Source organism: Plantactinospora veratri, assembly GCF_036421995.1.
Taxonomy (GTDB): Bacteria; Actinomycetota; Actinomycetes; order Mycobacteriales; family Micromonosporaceae; genus Plantactinospora; species Plantactinospora veratri.
Genome location: NZ_JAZGQL010000003.1, coordinates 219,299 through 238,403, shown reverse-complemented (window position 1 = coordinate 238,403; position 19,105 = coordinate 219,299). Strand labels below are relative to the sequence as shown.

The 19,105-nt window shown below is 70.9% G+C and carries 21 protein-coding genes; 3 read left to right on the top strand and 18 right to left on the bottom strand.

What is annotated here, in order from left to right:
* Window positions 1–4: 4 nt before the first annotated feature.
* Entirely contained in the window at window positions 5–1,447 is a 1,443-nt protein-coding gene (gene murA / locus V1634_RS04395) for a UDP-N-acetylglucosamine 1-carboxyvinyltransferase (RefSeq protein ID WP_331206428.1), read from the bottom strand.
* On the opposite strand from murA, the gene V1634_RS04390 reads away from it, so the two are divergent.
* Window positions 1,446–2,018, top strand: coding sequence for a cob(I)yrinic acid a,c-diamide adenosyltransferase (locus tag V1634_RS04390; RefSeq protein ID WP_331206427.1), 573 nt, complete (start codon window positions 1,446–1,448; stop codon window positions 2,016–2,018). The two genes, murA and V1634_RS04390, sit on opposite strands and share 2 nt — an antisense overlap.
* A gap of 31 nt (window positions 2,019–2,049) precedes the next feature.
* Window positions 2,050–2,484, top strand: coding sequence for a VOC family protein (locus tag V1634_RS04385; RefSeq protein WP_331206516.1), 435 nt, complete (start codon window positions 2,050–2,052; stop codon window positions 2,482–2,484).
* Here the strand turns inward: V1634_RS04385 and V1634_RS04380 are convergent.
* The 3 genes from V1634_RS04380 to V1634_RS04370 form a co-directional block, all read right to left on the bottom strand.
* Entirely contained in the window at window positions 2,461–3,327 is an 867-nt protein-coding gene (locus V1634_RS04380) for a DedA family protein (RefSeq protein WP_331206426.1), read from the bottom strand. The genes V1634_RS04385 and V1634_RS04380 overlap by 24 nt on opposite strands.
* A gap of 112 nt (window positions 3,328–3,439) precedes the next feature.
* Entirely contained in the window at window positions 3,440–4,195 is a 756-nt protein-coding gene (locus V1634_RS04375; RefSeq protein ID WP_331206425.1) for a response regulator transcription factor, read from the bottom strand.
* Window positions 4,192–5,424, bottom strand: coding sequence for a sensor histidine kinase (locus V1634_RS04370; protein WP_331206424.1), 1,233 nt, complete (start codon window positions 5,422–5,424; stop codon window positions 4,192–4,194). The genes V1634_RS04375 and V1634_RS04370 overlap by 4 nt, the downstream gene beginning before the upstream one ends.
* A gap of 130 nt (window positions 5,425–5,554) precedes the next feature.
* On the opposite strand from V1634_RS04370, the gene V1634_RS04365 reads away from it, so the two are divergent.
* Window positions 5,555–6,247, top strand: a complete 693-nt coding sequence (locus V1634_RS04365; RefSeq protein WP_331206423.1) for a class I SAM-dependent methyltransferase — start codon at window positions 5,555–5,557, stop codon at window positions 6,245–6,247.
* 81 nt (window positions 6,248–6,328) lie between these two features.
* On the opposite strand, the gene V1634_RS04360 is transcribed toward V1634_RS04365, so the two are convergent.
* The 14 genes from V1634_RS04360 to V1634_RS04295 all read right to left on the bottom strand — a co-directional run bounded on the left by V1634_RS04360 (window position 6,329) and on the right by V1634_RS04295 (window position 19,010).
* Window positions 6,329–6,769, bottom strand: coding sequence for a DUF2550 domain-containing protein (locus V1634_RS04360; RefSeq protein WP_331206422.1), 441 nt, complete (start codon window positions 6,767–6,769; stop codon window positions 6,329–6,331).
* A gap of 12 nt (window positions 6,770–6,781) precedes the next feature.
* Complete coding sequence (locus V1634_RS04355; RefSeq protein WP_331206421.1) at window positions 6,782–7,063, bottom strand: F0F1 ATP synthase subunit epsilon; 282 nt, start codon at window positions 7,061–7,063, stop codon at window positions 6,782–6,784.
* Between the two features lie 89 nt (window positions 7,064–7,152).
* Complete coding sequence (locus tag V1634_RS04350; RefSeq protein WP_407951718.1) at window positions 7,153–8,301, bottom strand: LCP family protein; 1,149 nt, start codon at window positions 8,299–8,301, stop codon at window positions 7,153–7,155.
* A 283-nt stretch (window positions 8,302–8,584) separates the two neighbouring features.
* Window positions 8,585–9,721, bottom strand: a complete 1,137-nt coding sequence (locus V1634_RS04345) for an LCP family protein (protein ID WP_331206514.1) — start codon at window positions 9,719–9,721, stop codon at window positions 8,585–8,587.
* A gap of 336 nt (window positions 9,722–10,057) precedes the next feature.
* Complete coding sequence (gene atpD, locus V1634_RS04340; RefSeq protein ID WP_331206420.1) at window positions 10,058–11,494, bottom strand: F0F1 ATP synthase subunit beta; 1,437 nt, start codon at window positions 11,492–11,494, stop codon at window positions 10,058–10,060.
* Window positions 11,494–12,432, bottom strand: coding sequence for a F0F1 ATP synthase subunit gamma (locus V1634_RS04335; RefSeq protein WP_331206419.1), 939 nt, complete (start codon window positions 12,430–12,432; stop codon window positions 11,494–11,496). Before V1634_RS04335 ends, atpD begins: the two co-directional genes overlap by 1 nt.
* A 9-nt stretch (window positions 12,433–12,441) precedes the next feature.
* Window positions 12,442–14,094, bottom strand: coding sequence for a F0F1 ATP synthase subunit alpha (gene atpA, locus V1634_RS04330; protein WP_331206418.1), 1,653 nt, complete (start codon window positions 14,092–14,094; stop codon window positions 12,442–12,444).
* 84 nt (window positions 14,095–14,178) lie between these two features.
* On the bottom strand, window positions 14,179–15,000 hold the full coding sequence (locus tag V1634_RS04325) for a F0F1 ATP synthase subunit delta (protein ID WP_331206417.1): 822 nt from the start codon (window positions 14,998–15,000) through the stop codon (window positions 14,179–14,181).
* Entirely contained in the window at window positions 15,000–15,575 is a 576-nt protein-coding gene (locus V1634_RS04320; protein ID WP_331206416.1) for a F0F1 ATP synthase subunit B, read from the bottom strand. Before V1634_RS04320 ends, V1634_RS04325 begins: the two co-directional genes overlap by 1 nt.
* Before the next feature lie 26 nt (window positions 15,576–15,601).
* Window positions 15,602–15,841: an ATP synthase subunit c family protein gene (locus V1634_RS04315; RefSeq protein ID WP_107268707.1), complete on the bottom strand. Its 240-nt coding sequence runs from the start codon at window positions 15,839–15,841 to the stop codon at window positions 15,602–15,604.
* Between the two features lie 92 nt (window positions 15,842–15,933).
* A complete protein-coding gene (gene atpB, locus V1634_RS04310; RefSeq protein WP_331206415.1) occupies window positions 15,934–16,737 on the bottom strand; it encodes a F0F1 ATP synthase subunit A in 804 nt (267 codons plus the stop codon).
* 12 nt (window positions 16,738–16,749) lie between these two features.
* Window positions 16,750–16,980: an AtpZ/AtpI family protein gene (locus V1634_RS04305; RefSeq protein WP_107260460.1), complete on the bottom strand. Its 231-nt coding sequence runs from the start codon at window positions 16,978–16,980 to the stop codon at window positions 16,750–16,752.
* Between the two features lie 205 nt (window positions 16,981–17,185).
* On the bottom strand, window positions 17,186–17,698 hold the full coding sequence (locus V1634_RS04300) for a hypothetical protein (protein WP_407951711.1): 513 nt from the start codon (window positions 17,696–17,698) through the stop codon (window positions 17,186–17,188).
* Window positions 17,691–19,010, bottom strand: coding sequence for a serine hydroxymethyltransferase (locus tag V1634_RS04295; protein ID WP_331206414.1), 1,320 nt, complete (start codon window positions 19,008–19,010; stop codon window positions 17,691–17,693). The genes V1634_RS04300 and V1634_RS04295 overlap by 8 nt, the downstream gene beginning before the upstream one ends.
* Window positions 19,011–19,105: the final 95 nt, after the last annotated feature.

The window sequence follows — 19,105 nt, the reverse complement described above, 5'->3', positions numbered from 1 at the left end:
CCCCTCATAAGGTGAACGCCGGCTCTTCGGGAGCGGTCGCCCGCTCCACCTCCACCCCCAGGCTGCGCAGGTCGGCGATGAAGTCCGGGTAGCCCCGGTCCACATGGTGCACGTGCGAGACCTCGGTGACCCCGTCGGCGCAGAGCCCGGCGATCACCAGACCCGCGCCGGCCCGGATGTCGGTGGCCCGCACCGGGGCACTGGAGAGCCGCTCCCGCCCTCGGACCACCGCGTGGTGCCCGTCGGTCTTGATGTCCGCACCCAGCCGGGCCATCTCGTTCACGAACATGAACCGGCCGTCGAAGATGTTCTCGGTGACCAGCGACGCCCCCTCGCTCACCGAGGCCAGCCCGATCGCCATCGGCAACAGGTCCGTGGCGAAGCCCGGGAACGGCAGGGTCACCACGTCCACCGCCGACGGCCGCCGGTCCAACCGCACCCGGAAGGCGTCCGGCCGGGTCTCGACCAGGCAGCCGGCCGAAACCAGCTTGTCCAGCGCGATCTCCAGGAAGGCCGGGTCCACGCCGGTCACCGTGACGTCGCCCCGGGTCATCGCCGCCGCGAACGCCCAGGTGCCGGCGACGATCCGGTCGCCGACCGTGGCGTGCCGGACCGGACGCAGCTCGGAGACCCCCTCGATGCGCAGCATGGAGGTGCCGGCGCCGTCGATCCTGGCGCCCATCTGGGTCAGCATCTCGCAGATGTCGACGATCTCCGGCTCCCGGGCGGCGTTGTCGATCTCGGTGACACCCCTGGCCAGTACCGCCGCCATCACCAGGTTCTCGGTGGCACCAACGCTGGGGAAGTCGAGCCAGATCGTCGCGCCGTGCAACCCCCGGGGCGCCGAGGCGATGACGAAGCCGTGCTCACCCGAGATCTCCGCGCCCATCCGGGCCAGCCCGGCCACGTGCATGTCCAGCCCGCGTGAGCCGATGGCGTCGCCACCGGGGTGCGCCACCCTGACGTACCCGCGCCGGGCCAGCAGCGGGCCGAGCACGCAGATCGAGGCGCGCAGCCGGCGTACCAGGTCGTAGTCCGCCTCGGTGCCCGGATCCGTCGGCACGTCGATCGTCACCGAACAGGACCGGGGCGGACCGTCGTCCCCGCCGTCGACACCCTCGTCGTCGGCGAACGAGACCGCGCAGCCGAGCCGGCGCAGCACCTCGGCCATGATCGCGATGTCGGTGATCCGGGGTACGTTCGTGATCACGCTCCGTCCCGGTGCGAGCAGCGCCGCGGCCATCAGTTTCAACGCGGAATTCTTGGCACCCACGACGTGCACCTGGCCCTCCAGCCGGGCGCCGCCACTGACTCTGATCACGTCCACGTCGCAAATCGTAGAGTCGTCCGCCCCACCCGGCCCGGTGCCGTCGGGCCAGCCCTGCCCCGCGGCCGGCTCGGGCCGGGCCGCCGCGGCCGCCGTCGACGTCCGTACGCTGTTCGTCATGGCCGTCCACCTCACCCGCATCTACACCAGGACCGGCGACGCCGGCACGACCAGGCTCAGCAACAACGAAGAGGTCGCCAAGACCGGCCCACGGATCGGCGCGTACGCCGACGTCGACGAGTGCAACGCCTCGATCGGGGTGGCGCTGGCCCTCGGCCAGCTCGACGAGGACGTCCGCGCCGTGCTCGGCACGGTCCAGAACGACCTCTTCGACGTCGGCGCCGACCTCGCCACCCCGGTCGAACCGGAGCCGGCGTACCCGCCGCTGCGGGTCACCGACGAGTACGTGACGCGTCTGGAGGAGTGGTGCGATCGGTACAACGCGCGACTGGCCAAACTCGACTCCTTCGTCCTGCCCGGCGGCACTCCGGGAGCGGCTCTGCTACACGTGGCCCGCACGACCGCTCGGCGGGCCGAGCGCTCGGCGTGGGCCCTGGTCAGCGCAGAACAAGATCGAACCAGCCCTCTCCCGGCAAAGTATCTCAACCGTCTCTCGGATCTGCTCTTCATCCTGGCAAGAACCGCAAATCCGGCCGGCGATGTGCTATGGGTGCCGGGTGGCCAGCGCTGAACCGGCCGAGCCCGGTGACGCCCCGGGCGGTGTGACCCCGGACCACCCGTCCGGCCCGCCCGGCGGGCTGCACCACGTGGAGATCTGGGTGCCGGACCTCGGCCGGGCCGCCACGAGCTGGGGCTGGCTGCTCGGCGAGCTGGGCTGGACGCCGTACCAGAGCTGGCCGGCGGGGCGATCCTGGCGGCACGGCCCGACCTACCTGGTGCTGGAGGAGTCCCCCGCGCTCTCCTCCCGGCGGCACGACCGGCTCGCGCCCGGCCTCAACCACCTGGCCTTCCACGCCGGCCCGCCCGCCGCCGTGGACCGGCTGGTCGCCCAGGCCCCCGGGTACGGCTGGTCGCTGCTCTTCGCCGACCGCCACCCGTACGCCGGCGGGCCGCAGAGCTACGCCGGCTACCTGACCGACGGGTCCGGGTACGAGGTGGAACTCTGCGCCTCGTCAGTCCCCGTCCCCGGCGTCTGACCGACCCGGTGCCTCCCGGCCGCCCGGGACACGCCGCCGCCCCGCCGGCCCGGTCGGCCGGGGCGGCTGCCGCAGCGGGGAGAAGCGGGCCGACCGGAGCCGCTGGGGCAGGGCCCGGACCGCCGGCCCGGACCTCGACCCGCCCCGCCTCGGCTGCCGGCCACCCCGGTCCGGAGCGGCCGGTCGACCGGTACCGGCGGGCCGGGACGGGCCGGCGGCGTACCCGGACGGACCGGCCCGGAGCCGGCGGTGCAGCCAGCCCCCGGCCAGCACCACGGCGGCGGCCACCAGCACCAGCCCGGCGACCGGCCCGACCACCGCGGTGAGCCCGGTGTAGGAGACCCCGATCCCGTAGCCGAGCAGGACGGTGCCGGGCACCCAGACCGCGACCCCGATCGCGTCGAAGAGCACGAACCGCCGGTACGGCACTCCGGCGGCCCCGGCCACCCGGGCCACGAGGGTACGCCCGAAGGTCAGCCACCGGCCGCGCAGGATCGCGGAGCCGTCCCGGTCGACGACCATCGCCTCGGCGCGTCGCCAGCGCTCGACGCCGATCCACCGGGCCAGCCGACCGGCCTGGAGCCGGGTGCCGGCCAGCCGACCCTGCAAGTAGCCGAGCTGGTCACCGGCGAAGGCGGCCACGGTGCAGACGACCAGCGCGGTGACCAGGTCGAGATAGCCGTTCCGGGCGAGCAGGCCGATCGCCAGCATCGTGCCGGCGGCCGGCACCAGGATGCCGGCCAGCACGCCCACCTCGGCGGCGAGCAGTGCCCCGGCGGCCAGATACAGCCAGCCCGGCGGCAGGCCGGTGAGCCGGTCGACGAGTCCGACGGCGGGATCCACCCCTACACCGTGCCCGGTACGTCCACCGGCCCGCGTCGTGCCGCAAGCCGTACCGGCTCCGCCGACTGGCCGGTACCCGACCGTCGGCCCTTAGGGGCAGACCCCGTCGGGATCACCGGAACCCCGGCGGAACGGCACCGGTGGGGCCCGAGGGGGCCTCGTCGCGGGCCGGGCCGTCCAGGCCGACCGGTCGGAAGTCGTCGTCGACCAGACCGAGCCGGTGCGCCACCACCGCGGCCTGGACCCGGTTGCGCAGCCCGAGCTTCTCCATCACCGCTGAGACGTGCGTCTTGACGGTGGTGACCCCCAGATGCATCCGGGAGGCGATCTCGGCGTTGGAGAGCCCGGCGCCGACCAGGGCCAGCACCTCGCGCTCCCGGCCGCTGAGCAGCCGGCGCCCCGACGGCCGTACGCCCGCCGAACCTCGTTCGGTGTCCTCGGTGTGCGCCTGCAACGCCCGGTGCACGATCCGGGCCAGCACGGCCGGCGCGAGCAGCGGCTCGCCCCGGGCTGCCCGGCCGACCGCGTCCACCAGGTCCTCCGGGGCGCCGTCCTTGACCAGGTAGCCGATCGCCCCGGCGCCGAGCGCCCCGTAGATGTTGGCGTCGTCGGCGAAGGTGGTCAGCACCAGCACCCGGGTCGCGGGATGCTGGTCGAGGATCCGCCGGGTGGCCTCGATGCCGTCCATCCGGGGCATCCGCAGGTCCATCAGCACCACGTCCGGGCGGAGCCGCTCGGCGAGCCGGACCGCCTCCCGGCCGTCGCCGGCCTCACCGACGATGTCGAACCCGCCGGCGGTGCGGAGCAGCAGGGTCACGCCCGCCCGGACCAGGGCCTGGTCGTCGACGACGAGGACTCGTACGGTCACCGGGACCGTCCGGTCGGCTCCGCGTCGACGACCCGGGGCGCCGGCTTCGCGCAGATCGCCGCCGTCTTCTCCCGGATCGGCAGGTGCGCGGCGAGCCGCCAGCCACCGCTGCCGGTGGGGCCGGCGAGCAGCGTGCCGCCGAGCAGCCGGACCCGCTCCCGCATGCCGGCCAGCCCGTGCCCGGAGGGCGGCAGCAGTGACGGCCGGGGCTGCTCCGGGCCGGTGTCGAGGACCTCGACCAGCAGGCCGCTGCCGTCCGGCCGGATGTCGACCGAGGCGGTCGCGCCCGGTCCGGCGTGCTTGAGCGTGTTCGTCAGCCCCTCCTGCACCACCCGGGCGGCGGTGGTACGCACCACCAGCGGCGCCTCGCCGACGTCGCTGGCCAGGTTCATCTCTACCGTCACCCCGGCCGCCCTGACCCGCTGCTCCGCATCCATGATCAACTGCTCGGGCTCGATCGGCGGCCCGCCCGCCACGATCGCGTCCGGGTCACGCAGCACCTCCAGCAGCGCCCGCAGTTCGTCGAGCACCTGGCCGGCGGTGATTCGCAACTCCCCCAGCGCCTGTACGGCGTCGTCCACCCGGCCGGTACGCCTGGCCGCGTACTGCGCCGCGCCGGCCTGCAACGCGATCGCCCCCACGTGGTGCGCGACGATGTCGTGCAGGTCGCGGGCGATGGCGGCCCGCTCGGCCAGGCGCGCGGCCCGGGTCTGCACCTCCTGCTGCGCCTCCACCTCCCGGGCGCGCTCCTCGGCCGACTGGGCCACCCGGCGCACCCGGCCGAGGTAGCGGGCCAGGGCGACCGGGGCGACGGCGATCCCGAAGAAGCCGGCGAGCTGGACGAAGCCCTGCTGCCCGGGAAGCAACCCCTCGCTGTCCGGGCCGATCAGGTGCACCAGCGACGCCGCGTACGACAGCCCCAGTGCCACGGCCGTGGCCGGCCAGGTCGCGGCGTACGCGATGATCCCGAGCGCGGTCAGGGCGCCGAACTGGGCGACGTCGCCGCCCAGCGGTGCGGTCCAGTTGGCGGAGCTGAGCAGCAGGCACTCGATCAGCAGTACCGGCCAGGGCCAGCGACGGGCCGCCACCAGGATCAGGCCGGCGGCCACCGTCACCAGCAGGGGCAGCGGTCTGCTCTGCACCACGGGCCAGCCCAGTTTGGCCAGCCCGAAGGCACCTCCGACCAGGCCCATCAGCACATCGGGCCACCATCTCCGCCGTACCCGCACGCCGGCAACGATACGGAGCCGCGACTCCGGCTGCGACTCCTGCCACCGGTCACGGCGCCTCCTCCGAGTGGCCGGTACACCGACCGGCCGAACGACATCGGAGATTGATCACGTCGCCTAGCTTCGGTCCGTGCCCACCGAGATGATCTCGTTTTTGGCCCAGTTGGCCCGCGACCCCCGGGCGGTCGGTGCCATCGCACCCAGCGGAACGCCGCTCGCCGAGCGGATCACCGCGACGATCCCCCGCAGCGGTCAGCCGCTGGTGGTCGAACTCGGCCCCGGGACCGGAGCGTTCACCCGGGTGATCCAGCGCCGGCTCGCCGGCCAGGGCCGGCACCTCGCGGTGGAGGTCAACGCCACCTTCGCGGACCGGCTGGCCCGGGAGCATCCGGCGGTCGACGTGCTCCAGGCCGATGCCGGGGCACTGGCCGGGCTGCTCTCCGAACGGAACCTGCCACCGGCCGAGGTGATCGTCAGCGGCCTGCCCTGGGCCGTCTTCACCGCGCAGCGGCAGCGGGAGATCCTCGCCGCTGTCGTCACGGCGCTCGCCGACGACGGGGTCTTCACCACCTTCGCCTACCAGCACGCCCGCTGGTCACCACCGGCCCGGCGGCTGCACCGCAACCTGCGGGAACTCTTCGAGGAGGTCGTGGTCGGGGGGACGGTCTGGGCCAACCTGCCGCCCGCGGTGGTCTACCACTGCCGGCGGCCGGTCCGGCAGCAGCCGGCCGTCGAGGAGCGTGGCGGACCCGGCCGGCACCCCGGGCCGGCCCGCCCCGGAACCCGCCCCGTCTCGCGCGGGCCGGAGCCGAGCCGCCCCTGATCCCGCCCGCCCCGGCCACACCTGGTCGACGCCGGGGCCGCTCGGGCTCGGTCGGGTGGGACCGTCAGTCGGGTGGGACCGTCAGTCGCGTAGGACCAAATGAGAAACCGCCCCCGGAGGGGCGGACTCAAGCCAGGAGAGAAAGCCGGTGACCGTGGACTTCGCCATAGCGATCTCCACGGGTGCCTGGTGACTGACACATCGCAGGATCACCCAGTCGGCGGGCATGATGAGCCGCTCCTGCCCCTCCGGCAGCCGCCGATGCTCCACCGCGAGGCCCCGCCGCAAAAGCACCCGCTTCGGCCGGAGCGCGAAGCTGAACATCCGGTACCAGCGGAGTTCGGTCTCGGCGAACCGGGCGAAGCCCGGCGACCAGCCGCGGCCGTCGAGGATCGTCGAGACCCGCACGCTGAGCCGGATGATGCCACCGGAACGGGCCATCAGGGCACGCCGGGCGAAGAGGGCCGCAACCGCGAGGAGCAGCACCAGGACGCCGATTCCGATCCAACGCAAGACCAGCATCGACGTGTCGGGTCAGCGGCTCGTGGACTCGGTCGCCGGGCTGGCGCTCTCGGCCAGGACCGTGACGCCGGATCCGGTCACCGAGAGGAAGCCGCCGTTCACGTCGTAGGTCAACTGCTCGCCGCCGGCCAACTTGATGCGTACCTGACCGGGCTCGGCGAGCTGCCCGAGCAGCGGCGCGTGTCCCGGCAGCACTCCGAGCTCGCCCTCGGTCGTCCGTGCGACGACCATCTCGGCCTCGCCCGTCCAGATCTTTTCCTCGACGGCGACGAGTTCGACCTGAAGCTGTGCCACGCTGTCTCCTTGCTGCGGCGGCGGGATTGGGGAAAGTCTAGTCCGGCTCCCGCCGCCGCCCCCAGCCGGGTGGCTCCGTCCGGGACCGCTCACTTGAGTTTGTTCAACAACTCCGGGTTGTTGATCACAAAGCTGTCCACGGTGCCGGCCTTGATCGAGGCGAAGAACTCGCTCGCGATCGGCTGGAACCGCTCACCCTTGTAGTTGCTGCCGGTGCCGACACCACCGCCCGGCAACTTGATCATCTGGATCGAGTCGGACCTCAGGTTGCGCAGCGCGAAGCCGAAGTCGATCAGCTTGTGCCCGCGACCACTGAAGATCAGCGACTTGCCGGCCGCCTGGATCACCTTGTCCAGCTTGAGCGGGTTGGTCACCACGTCCTTGCTCAGCGCCTGGTCGGCCATGGCCCGGACGAACTGCTGCTGGTGCCGCTGCCGACCGTAGTCACCGTCGGTCACCCCGTTCTCCGGGTACCGCTGCCGGACGTAGTCCAGCGCCTGCCACCCCTCCAGGTGCCGGGTGCCCTTCTTGTACTGCGCCTGCGGGCCGAGGTAGCCGCCACCGCCGGGCTTCAGCGTCCGGTGCGTACCGTCCGGGCGGCGGTGCTCCGACTTGACGTTCTGGTCGATGTACATCGTGACGCCGCCCATCGCGTCGACGATCTTCAGGAAGCCGCCGAAGTTGATGATGGCGCCCGCGTCGAACCGCTTGATCCCGGTCACCTTCGAGACCGTCAGGGAGAGGAGTTCGAAGCCCTGGGCCGCGCTCGGCAGCTTCTCGCCGGGCACCTTGCTGCCGTACGACATCGCGGCGTTCAGCTTCGTCCGGTCACCGGGGAAATCGGCCTTGTCGAACCGGGGGATGTCGACCAGCAGGTCCCGGGGGAGCGAGAAGAGGTACGCCGAGTCCAGCGTCTCGGTCACGTGCAACACCATGATCGAGTCGGCCAGCGGCGGCGTCTCCGGCTTCCGCGGGTCGATGCCGACCAGCAGGATGTTCAACGGGCCCTTGATGTCCGACTTCTTCTCCGCCACCGGCGCCCCGGCGGCCTGGTCACCGAAGAGATCCTCCTCGGTCACCGCGCCCTCGAACCGGGCCAGCACCGCCTCCAGGCCGACCAGCACGCCGCCGCTGAGCACCACCAGTACGGCACCGAGGATCGTGCAGAGCCGGGCCCAGGTCGGCACGGAGGACTTCTTGCGCCGGCCCTCCCTGATCGGCCGCGCGCCGCTGGACAGGTCGCCCACCGAACTGTCGTCGATCAGCCCGGCGCCACCGTCCCGGCCGCGTGCCGGCCGACCCGTCCCCCTGGTGGACCGGCCAGCGCCCTTGCCACCCTCGCTCACTGCGTCTCCATCCGTCGCGCGCCTCGCGGAATTCTGCGCCCGTCAATAGAGACGGGCCGACGGGGCGGAAATGTTGCAGAGACTAGCGATGGATCCTGGTGCCTGTGTCGCCGGTACCCGATCGACCCGCGGTGGCCGGAGACGGCTCCCCCGGGCCGACTCCGGTGCCCGGCGGCTACCTGGCCCTGTTCAGGAGTTCGGGATTGTTGATGACGAAGCTGTCGACGGTGCCGGCCCGGATCGAGGCGAAGAACTCCTCGGCGACCGGCTGGAACCGCTCGCCCTGGTAGGAGCCGCCCTCGATGACCCCGCCACCGGGCAACTTGATCATCTGGATCGAGTCCGACCGGAGCCCGCGCAGCGCGAAGGCGAACTCCACCAGGTCGTGACCGCGGCCGTTGAAGATCAGTGACTCGCCGGCCGCCCGGAGCACCGAGTCCAGCTTGATCGGGTTGGTCACCACGTCCTTGCTCAGCGCCTGGTCGGCCATGGCCCGGACGAACTGCTGCTGGTGCCGCTGCCGGTCGTAGTCACCGTTGGGCAGGCCGTACCGCTGCCGGACGTAGTCCAGCGCCTGCCAGCCGGACAGGTGCGCGTCACCCTTCTTGTACTGCGCCTGCGGCCCGGTGTAGCCGCCGCCACCCGGCTTCAGGGTGCGCATCTTGCCGTTCGGCTGGCGGTGTTCCGACTTGACGTTCGTGTCGATGTACATGTCGACGCCACCCATCGCGTCGACGATCTTCTGGAAGCCGTTGAAATTGATGATCGCCCCGGCGTCGAAGCGCTGGATGCCGGTGACCTCCGAGACGGTCTTGGAGAGCAGTTCGAAGCCCTGGGCGGCGCTCGGCAGCTTCGCGCCGGGCACCTTGCTGCCGTGCGCCATCGCGGCGTTGAGCTTCTCCGTACCGCCGTGGTAGTCGGCCTTGTCGAAGGCCGGGATCCGCACCAACAGGTCCCGGGGCAGCGAGAAGAGGTACGCCGAGTCCAGTGTCTCGTTCACGTGCAGCACCATGATCGAGTCGGCCAGCGGCGACCATTCCTTGGTACGTGGGTCGATCCCGACCAGCAGGATGTTCAACGGACCCTTGATGTCCGACTTCTTCTCCGGCACCGTGCCGGCCGCCTCGTCGCCGAAGAGGTCGGCCTCCTGTACCGCCCCCTCGTACCGGGCGAGTACGGCCTCGAAGCCGACCAGCCCGGCGCCGCTGACCAGCACCAGCAGGGCACCGAGCATCGTGCAGACCCGGGCCCAGCGGGGCGCGCGGGACCTGTTCCGCCGCCGCCGGCCGCCCTCGGACCCCCGCTCCGGCACCGCTGCGGCGCCGGGGTAGCCGGAAGAGTCGCCCCGCTGCCGGCCCAGCCGGTGGGCGCTGCCGCCCGACCGACCCACGCCCCTGCCGCCTTCACCCACCAGACATCTCCGTTCGTCGCGCCCGTGACCAGCGCCGACACGGAGCGGCGAGACGTCGCCGGCCGGCCGGGAGGTCGCGGGCCGCCCACGACGGTACCCGGCGAAGCTGCGTCACCAAAGCACCGGAACCAGATCAAGAACGAACAAATCAACCAGGCACCCGGGTGAACAGCGGGTGAAGACGACGACAGCCGCACCGGCGGTTGCCGGTGCGGCTGTCTGAGTGATCGCCGCGAACTAGTCCTTCATCAGCTCGCGGGCGTTGCGCTCCAGGTCGTCGAGCCCGCCGCACATGAAGAAGGCCTGCTCGGGGAAGTGGTCGTACTCACCCTCGCTGATCTTCCGGAACGCCTCGACGGTGTCCTTGACCGGCACGTACGAGCCCTTGATGCCGGTGAAGACCTCGGCCGCGTACGTGTTCTGGGAGAGGAAGCGCTCGATCCGGCGGGCCCGGCCGACGGTGAGCTTGTCCTCTTCCGAGAGCTCCTCGATACCGAGGATGGCGATGATGTCCTGGAGGTCCTTGTAGCGCTGGAGAATCCGCTTCACCTCGGAGGCGACCGCGAAGTGCTCGGCGCCGACGAACTCCGGCGCGAGGATCCGGGACGAGGACGCCAGCGGGTCCACCGCCGGGTAGATGCCCTTGTCGGAGATCGACCGCTCCAGGTTGGTGGTGGCGTCCAGGTGGGCGAAGGTGGTGGCCGGCGCCGGGTCGGTGTAGTCGTCCGCCGGCACGTAGATCGCCTGCATCGAGGTGATCGCCTGGCCCCGGACCGAGGTGATCCGCTCCTGGAGCTCGCCCATCTCGTCGGCCAGGGTCGGCTGGTAACCCACCGCGCTCGGCATCCGGCCGAGCAGGGTGGAGACCTCCGAACCGGCCTGGGTGAACCGGAAGATGTTGTCGATGAAGAGCAGCACTTCCTGCTTGTTCACGTCCCGGAAGTACTCCGCCATGGTCAGCGCGGAGAGCGCCACCCGGAGCCGGGTGCCCGGCGGCTCGTCCATCTGGCCGTAGACCAGCGCCGTCTTGTCGATGACGCCGGACTCGGTCATCTCGTGGATGAGGTCGTTGCCCTCACGGGTCCGCTCACCCACCCCGGCGAAGACCGAGGTACCACCGAAGTTGTTCGCGACCCGGGTGATCATTTCCTGGATCAGCACCGTCTTGCCCACGCCGGCACCGCCGAACAGGCCGATCTTGCCGCCCTTGACGTACGGGGCGAGCAGGTCGATGACCTTGATGCCGGTCTCCAGCATCTCGGTCTTCGGCTCCAGGTCCGCGAAGGCCGGGGCCTTGCGGTGGATCTGCCAGCGGTCGGCCGCCTCGAAGGTCTCGCCCTCCTTGAGGTTGAGCACCTCACCGATGGTGTTGAAGACCCGGCCCTTGACCGCGTCACCGACCGGCACCGTGATCGGCGAGCCGGTGTCCCGGACCTCGGTGCCCCGGACCAGACCGTCGGTCGGCTGCATCGAGATCGTCCGGACCATGTTGTCGCCCAGGTGCTGGGCGACCTCCAGGGTCAGCGTCTTCTCGCCACCGGAGAGGGTCACGTCCACCTTGAGAGCGTTGAAGATCTCCGGCATGGCGTCGCGCGGGAACTCGGCGTCGACGACCGGGCCGATGACCCGGACCACGCGGCCCGTCGCGGTCTTGGTCTCTGAAGGAGCAGTCATCACACTTCACTTCCCGACGCGGCCAGCGCGTTCGCGCCGCCGACGATCTCACTGATCTCCTGGGTGATCCCGGCCTGACGGGCCGAGTTCATCTCACGCGTGTAGGTCTCGATCATTTCTTCGGCGTTGTCCGTCGCACTCTTCATCGCCCGACGACGCGAGGCCGACTCGCTGGCCGCCGACTCGAGCAACGCCGCGTAGATCCGCGTGTTGATGTATTTCGGCAGCAGCGCGTCGAGCAGCGCGTCCGCCTCGGGCTCGAACTCGTACGCCGGCAGCAGCCCCTTCGCCTCGGAGCGCGGCCGGTCCTCGACCTCCATCGGGCCGATGATCCGGGCCACCGGGGTCTGCGACATCAGCGACTTGAACTGCGTGTAGACGATGTGCAGCTCGTCGACGCCGAGCACGCCGTCGATCCCCGGGTCACCACCCTCCATGTCGTCCGCGCCGGAGACGAACGCCTTGATCAGCGTCTCGCCAACCTGCTTGGCATCGGCGAAGGTCGGCTGCTCGGAGAAGCCGGTCCAGCTCGCCTCCACCTTCCGCTGGCGGAACCGGTAGAAGCCGACGCCCTTGCGGCCGATGACGTAGAGCACCGGCTCCTTGCCGTCGGCCTTCAGCCGGGCGATCAGCGACTCCGCCGCCTTGATCGCGTTGGAGGTGTAACCGCCGGCCAGGCCCCGGTCGCTGGTGACCACGACCACCCCGGCCCGGCGGACCTTCGGCCGGGCGCTGAGCAGCGGGTGGTCGATGGCCGCGTTGGAGGCCAGCGCGGTGAGCACGCCGGTGATGGCCTGGGCGTACGGCAACGAGGCCGCGACCCGGGACTGGGCCTTGGCCAGCCGGCTCGTCGCGACGAGCTCCATCGCCTTGGTGATCTTCTTCATCGACTTCGCCGAGCGGATCCGTTGACGAAGAACGCGTACCTGGGCAGCCACCGGTCGGCCCTACTGCTTCTCGGCCTGGGCGGGCGCGCTGTCGCGGTACCGGGTCACGGTCTCCCGGTCCTGCTCGCCCTCCATCGCCTCGGCCGGTGCCTCGTTGATCCGCACCTCGTCCTCCTTGCCGAGGAACATCTGCTTGAACCGGGCGACCGCCTCGTTCAGCGCGTTGATGATGTCGTCGTCCCAGTTGTTGTCCGCGATCGACTGCATCGTCGGCTTGTACTGGTGGCGGAGGAACTCCAGGAACTCCGACTCGAAGCGCCGGACCTCGCCGATCGGCACGTCGTCCAGCTTGCCCTCGGTGCCGATCCAGACCGAGACCACCTGCTCCTGCACCGGGAACGGCGAGTAGTTGCTCTGCTTGAGCAGCTCGACCAGGCGCGCGCCCCGGCTGAGCTGGTCCTGGGAGGCCTTGTCCAGGTCGGAGGCGAGCGCGGCGAACGCCTCCAGCTCCCGGTACTGCGCCAGGTCCAGCCGGAGCCGGCCGGCCACCTTCTTCATCGGCTTCACCTGGGCGGCACCGCCGACCCGGGAGACCGAGGTACCGACGTTGATCGCCGGCCGGACACCCTGGTTGAACAGGTCCGTCTCCAGGAAGATCTGGCCGTCGGTGATCGAGATGACGTTGGTCGGGATGAACGCCGAGATGTCGTTGCCCTTGGTCTCGATGATCGGCAGACCCGTCATCGAGCCGCCGCCCATCTCGTCCGAGAGCTTCGCGCAGCGCTCCAGCAGCCGGGAGTGCAGGTAGAAGACGTCACCCGGGTACGCCTCGCGGCCCGGCGGGCGGCGCAGCAGCAGCGACACGGCCCGGTACGCCTCGGCCTGCTTGGTCAGGTCGTCGAAGACGATCAGGACGTGCTTGCCGGCGTACATCCAGTGCTGGCCGATGGCCGAGCCGGCGTACGGGGCGATGTACTTGTAGCCGGCCGGGTCGGAGGCGGGCGAGGCGACGATGGTGGTGTACTCCATCGCGCCCTGCTCCTCCAGCAGGCCCTTCACCGAGGCGATGGTCGAGCCCTTCTGGCCGATCGCCACGTAGATGCAGCGGACCTGCTTGGCCGGGTCGCCGGAGCGCCAGTTGTCCCGCTGGTTCAGGATGGTGTCCAGCGCGACGGTGGTCTTGCCGGTCCGCCGGTCACCGATGATGAGCTGCCGCTGGCCCCGGCCGATCGCGGTCATCGCGTCGATCGCCTTGATGCCGGTCTGCAGCGCCTCGTTGACGCTCTGCCGGGCCATCACGTTCGGCGCCTGCAGCTCCAGCTCGCGGTAGCCCTCGTTGGCGATGTCGCCGAGGCCGTCGATCGGCTGGCCGAGCGGGTTGACCACCCGGCCGAGGAACGCGTCGCCGACCGGCACCGAGAGGACCCGGCCGGTGCGCTTGACCCGCTGGCCCTCCTCGATCCCGCCGTAGTCACCGAGCACCACGACGCCGATGTCCCGGACGTCGAGGTTGAGCGCCAGGCCGAGGGTGCCGTCCTCGAACTCCAGCAGCTCGTTGGTCATGGTCGAGGGGAGGCCCTCGACGTGGGCGATGCCGTCACCGGCGTCGGCGACGGTGCCGACCTCCTCACGGGAGACGTCGGGCGAATAGGAGGAGACGTAGCGCTCCAGCGCGCCGCGGATCTCCTCCGACGAGATGGTCAGCTCGGCCATCCTCTTCTTCCTCTATTCAGGGCCCGGTTAACCGGAACGGCGTGGATGTCTTTCTCGGCGCTGCGCATGAGGCGTCGGTGTCGCTCAGCCCCGCGCGAGCGCGTTTCTGGTGTCGGTGAGGCGGCGCAGGATCGTGCCGTCGTAGAGATCGGAGCCGATCTGGACACGCAGCCCGCCCAGCACCGTCGGATCCACCGACTGCTTGACGGTGACCTCTCGACCGTATAGCGCGGCGAGCTTGCGCCCCAACCGTTGCTCCTCCTCCTCGGCCAGCGGGGCCGCGACGGTGACGTACGCCACCTGACGGTCCCGCCGGTCGGCGGCCAGTTCGACCAGCCGGGTGAGTGCCCCGGAGAAAGAGCGCCCGCCGAACCCGGCGAGCGCCACCTCGACCAGCTTGACCGTCACCGGCCTCGCCTTGTCGCGCAGCAGCGCGCCGGTCAGCTCGGCCCGCTGCGCCACCGGCGCGATCGGGTCGGAGAGCGTGTTGCTCAGCTCCGCGTCGGCGGCGACCACCTGACCGAAGCGGAACAGCTCGTCCTCCACCTCACCCAGCTCGCCGGCCCGGTCGGCGCTGGCCAGCAGCGCCTCCACGCCGAGCCGCTCGGTGGCCTCCAGCAGCTCGGACGGCGCCGACCAGCGGCCGGAGACCAGCACGCCGAGCAGTTCCTTGGCGTCCGCGCCGACCTTGCCGCCGACCAGCGAATCCAGCAGCGCGGCCCGGTCCTCGCCGGACCGTGCCGGGTCGGAGAGCGCCCGGCGCAGCCGCGGCTCCCGCCGCAGCAGGCCGGCGACCGACCCCAGCTCGTCACCGGTGGCGGAGATCCGCTCCCCGTCCGTCTGGCCGGCGTACGCGTCGAGACGCTGCCGTGCGGCGGCGTACGACTCCCGGCTGGCGGCCTGCATCAGCTCGTCCGTACGGCAGAGCCGTTGGGCGAGCCGTTGCCGGCGCCGACGCTCTCCAGGTCGGTCAGGAACCGCTCGACGGTGCCCTTGCGCCGGGCCTCGTCGGCCAGCGACTCACCGACGATCCGGCTGGCCAGGTCGACCGCGATCGTGCCCACCTCGGTACGCAGCTCGCGCACGATGGTGGCCCGCTCGGCGGCGAGCTGGTCCTTGCCGGCCTGGATGATCCGGTCGGACTCCTCCCGGGCCTTGGCCAGGACGTCCTGCCGGATGCCCTCGGCGTCGGCCCGGGCGTCGTCGCGGATCTTCGCCGCGTCGGTCCGCGCCTCGGCGAGCTGCGCACGGTACTGCTCGAGGAGCTGGTTGGCCTCGGCCTGGGCGGCCTCGGCGCGCTTGATCCCGCCCTCGATCGCGTCCACCCGAGCCTGGAAGGTCTGCTCCATCCGCGGGAAGACGAACTTCATCAGCATGAAGCAGAGGATGGCGAAGGCGATCGAGCCAACGACGATCTCCTGCCAGAGCGGGATGATCGGGTTGTGCTCGGTGCCGCCCTCCGCGGCGAAGATGAGGTACATCGGAACCTCCCGTTTCGAGGGGACGGTTATGCGCCGAAGGCGTAGCCGAAGGCGATGCCCAGCAGTGCCAGCAGCTCGATGACGGCGAAGCCGATCCAGACGTACGGCAGGGTGATGCGGGACGACTCCGGCTGCCGGGCGGTGGACTGGATGTAGGCGCTGAAGACCAGGCCGACACCGATACCCGGACCGATGGCCGCGAGGCCGTAGCCGATGGCGCTGAGGCTGCCGGTAATTTCGACGGCGGCGAGGGTCGACGACAACATTGGTTGGTTCCTCCTGAAATCACGCGTGACGGCTCACGCGGGACGACAACGGGTGTGCGGTTGTGTGCGGGTCGGTGTTCGTCGGGTGCGGGTCAGTGTTCGTCGGCGAGCGCGCCCTGCACGTAGCTGGCGGTCAGCACGGTGAAGATGTAGGCCTGCAGGACGATGACCAGCGCCTCCAGGAAGGTGATCGCGATCGACACCGCCCAGGAGAGCACCGAGATCGGCTTCAGGAAGAACGATTCCGAGTTCAGCAGAACGAAGCCGCCGAGGGTGAAGACCAGCAGGATGATGTGCCCGGCGAACAGGTTGGCGAACAACCGCAGCGCCAGCGACACCGGCCGGGCGATGAACGTGGAGAAGAGTTCGATCGGGATCAGCAGCGGCTGCATGAACCACGGCGCCGGCGGCATCAGCGAATGCTTGAAGAACTTTCCGAAACCGTGGTGCCGGATGCCGACCCAGATGAACATCACGTAACTGATGATCGCCAGGAACGCCGGAAACGCGATGTGCGCCATCGGCGAGATCTGCACGAACGGAATGATCTGCCACAGGTTGTTGATGAAGATGAAGAGGAAGAGCGTCGTGAGGTACGGCGCGAAGGCCACACCCCGGTGACCGATCATGTCGACCGCGATGTTGTTCCGGACGAATCCGTAGATCGACTCGGCGATCCACTGGCCCTTCGTCGGCACCAGCTTCGGCTTCCGGTATGTGACCAGGAAGAAAATGATCAGCAGCGCGACACCCAGCCAGACCAGCGCCGTGAACTTGGTGATCCAGTATGAGTTGTGCCCGCCCCACGGCACGATGCTCGGCAGAAAGAAGTCTTCCACGCTGGGTGGAAACGGAACCTTGCCATCCTCCGCGAGAATGGTCGACTGTCCGATCACCGCGTCCCTTCCCTAGCTAGGGGTGCCCAGCCGGCGGATGACCAGGTAGACACCCCCGGCCCCGCCGAGCAGGAACCCGATCCCGGTGGCCAGGCCATCGGTTTCGAGCCACTGGTCGACCAACCAACCGATGAAGCCCCACACCGCCAGACCTCCGATGAGGTAGGCCAGCGCGGTCCAACCCTCGCCGGCTTCGGGAGCGCCCGAGCCGCCGGGGGGTTGGGGGGTTTGGTCACCGGTCATGACGGGCGAACGATATCAGCCGGGGATACGAGGCTGTGCCTCACCCCCCGCACAACGTGGTTGTGTGGGCCGGTGGGCGGGCGCGTCGTCTGTGGGCACGCTACTCCGGTTCCGCCACCGGGAAAATGACCGATCACTGACAGTTTCCTGTGCCGTCCCGTGCACGGGACTCGGTGCAGGTCCGCTCCGAGGTGGGTGACCTGGATCACGCCTGCGGCGGGCGGTGCGTCCGCACGGCGTGCACGGTGACGATCCACCAGATGTTCGCGCCGGTCCAGGCGACCACACCGGCGACGACGCCCCAGCCGAACGGCTCCAGCCCGGCCCAGCCCCGGCCGGCGACCCCGGCCATCACCACGCCGAGCACGCTGAACTTGGCGACGTACATCGCCACGCCGAACGGCAGCACCAGGGCCGGGTTGACCGAGTCGGCCCAGGCGATCACCAGCGTGGAGGCCAGATAACTCAACGTGACCACACCGACCCCGGCCGCGGCTCCGACCGCGCCGATTCCACCGCCCAGCAGGCCACCGAGCGCGGTCGCCAGCAGCAGCAGGCCGACCGACGCCCCGAGTACCACCGGCAGGTGGGCCAGCCGCCAGTGCCGGTCCGCCGCGCCAGGAGCGCCGGCCGGCGGCGACCCAGCGGGTCCGTCCGGGCCGGTCCGGTCCTGCTCCGCCGGCCGGTCGGCCACCTCGACCGGCTCCCGCTCAACCACGGGGGTACGCCGGGAACGCGGTCACCAGGTCGGCGACGTCCGCACGGATCTCCGCCAGGGCGGCGGTACCGCCGGGCGCGGCCGGGTCGGTCCGGACGGCTCGGGAGATCAGTTCACCGATCCGGCGCATCTCCGCCCCGCCCATGCCCTGGGTGGTGACGCTCGGAGTGCCGACCCGGATGCCGGAGGCGACCATCGGCTTCTGCGGGTCGTACGGGATGGCGTTCTTGTTCAGGGTGATCGCGGCGGCGTCGCAGCGCGCCTCGGCGTCCCTGCCGGTGATCCCGGTCTCGCTCAGGTCGATCAGCGCGAGATGGGTGTCGGTGCCGCCGGAGACCGGGCGCATCCCCTCCGCCGCGAGGGCGGCGGCCAGCGCCTGCGCGTTCGAAACCACCTGGGCAGCGTACGCCTGGAAGGCCGGCGACGCCGCTTCGCGCAGCGCGACCGCCTTGGCCGCCACCGAATGCATCAACGGGCCGCCCTGGGTGAACGGGAAGACCGCCTTGTCGACCCGCTCGGCGAGTGACTCCCGGCACAGGATCATCCCGCCCCTCGGCCCGCGCAGCACCTTGTGCGCGGTGGCGCAGACCACGTCGGCGTACGGCACCGGGGACGGGATCGCCCGCCCGGCGACCAGCCCGATGAAGTGCGCCGCGTCCACCATGAGGTACGCGTCGACCTCGTCGGCGATCTCCCGGAACCGGGCGAAGTCGATCAGCCGGGGGTACGCGGTGGCGCCGCAGATGATCATTTTGGGCCGGTGCGCCAGGGCCAGCTCGCGTACCTCGTCGTAGTCGATCAGCTCGGTGTCCCGGCGCACCTGGTAGCCGACCGGGGCGAACCACTTGCCGGAGAAGTTGACCCGGCTGCCGTGGGTCAGGTGGCCGCCGTGCGGCAGGTCCATCGCCAGCACCGTGTCGCCGGGCTGCACCAGTGCGGCGTAGGCGGCCAGGTTGGCGCTCGCCCCGGAGTGCGGCTGGAGGTTGGCGTGCTCGGCCCCGAAGAGTGCCTTGGCCCGGTCGATGCCGATCTGCTCGGCCCGGTCCACCTCGGCGCAGCCGCCGTAGTAGCGCCGGCCCGGGTAGCCCTCGGCGTATTTGTTGGTCAGGGTCGAGCCGAGCGCCGCCAGTACCGCCGGGGAGGTGAGGTTCTCGCTGGCGATCAACTGCAACCCGCCACGCAGCCGGTCGAGTTCGTCCAGCAGCACCTCGGCGATCTCCGGATCGGTGCCGGCCAGCTCGTCGAAGTCCGGCCCCCAGAAGGTCGGCTCCGCCGCACCGGGCCGACCTGCCCGCTCGATTAGCTCGCTCACCCCGGCACCTTCTCGTCGCGCTCGGCATTGGGCCGGCTCCGAGTCTATGGGGGCACCCCGGAGCGCGCCCGACGACCTGCCGGCAGCCACCGACG

Bases quoted from the DNA above. Each gene is read 5' to 3' on its own strand.
- V1634_RS04390 (WP_331206427.1), top strand. From the start codon at position 1,446: ATGGCCGTCCACCTCACCCGCATCTACACCAGGACCGGCGACGCCGGC.
- murA (WP_331206428.1), bottom strand. From the start codon at position 1,447: ATGACGAACAGCGTACGGACGTCGACGGCGGCCGCGGCGGCCCGGCCC.
- V1634_RS04360 (WP_331206422.1), bottom strand. From the start codon at position 6,769: ATGCTGGTCTTGCGTTGGATCGGAATCGGCGTCCTGGTGCTGCTCCTC.
- atpD (WP_331206420.1), bottom strand. From the start codon at position 11,494: ATGACTGCTCCTTCAGAGACCAAGACCGCGACGGGCCGCGTGGTCCGG.
- atpA (WP_331206418.1), bottom strand. From the start codon at position 14,094: ATGGCCGAGCTGACCATCTCGTCGGAGGAGATCCGCGGCGCGCTGGAG.
- V1634_RS04325 (WP_331206417.1), bottom strand. From the start codon at position 15,000: ATGCAGGCCGCCAGCCGGGAGTCGTACGCCGCCGCACGGCAGCGTCTC.
- V1634_RS04320 (WP_331206416.1), bottom strand. From the start codon at position 15,575: ATGTACCTCATCTTCGCCGCGGAGGGCGGCACCGAGCACAACCCGATC.
- V1634_RS04315 (WP_107268707.1), bottom strand. From the start codon at position 15,841: ATGTTGTCGTCGACCCTCGCCGCCGTCGAAATTACCGGCAGCCTCAGC.
- V1634_RS04305 (WP_107260460.1), bottom strand. From the start codon at position 16,980: ATGACCGGTGACCAAACCCCCCAACCCCCCGGCGGCTCGGGCGCTCCC.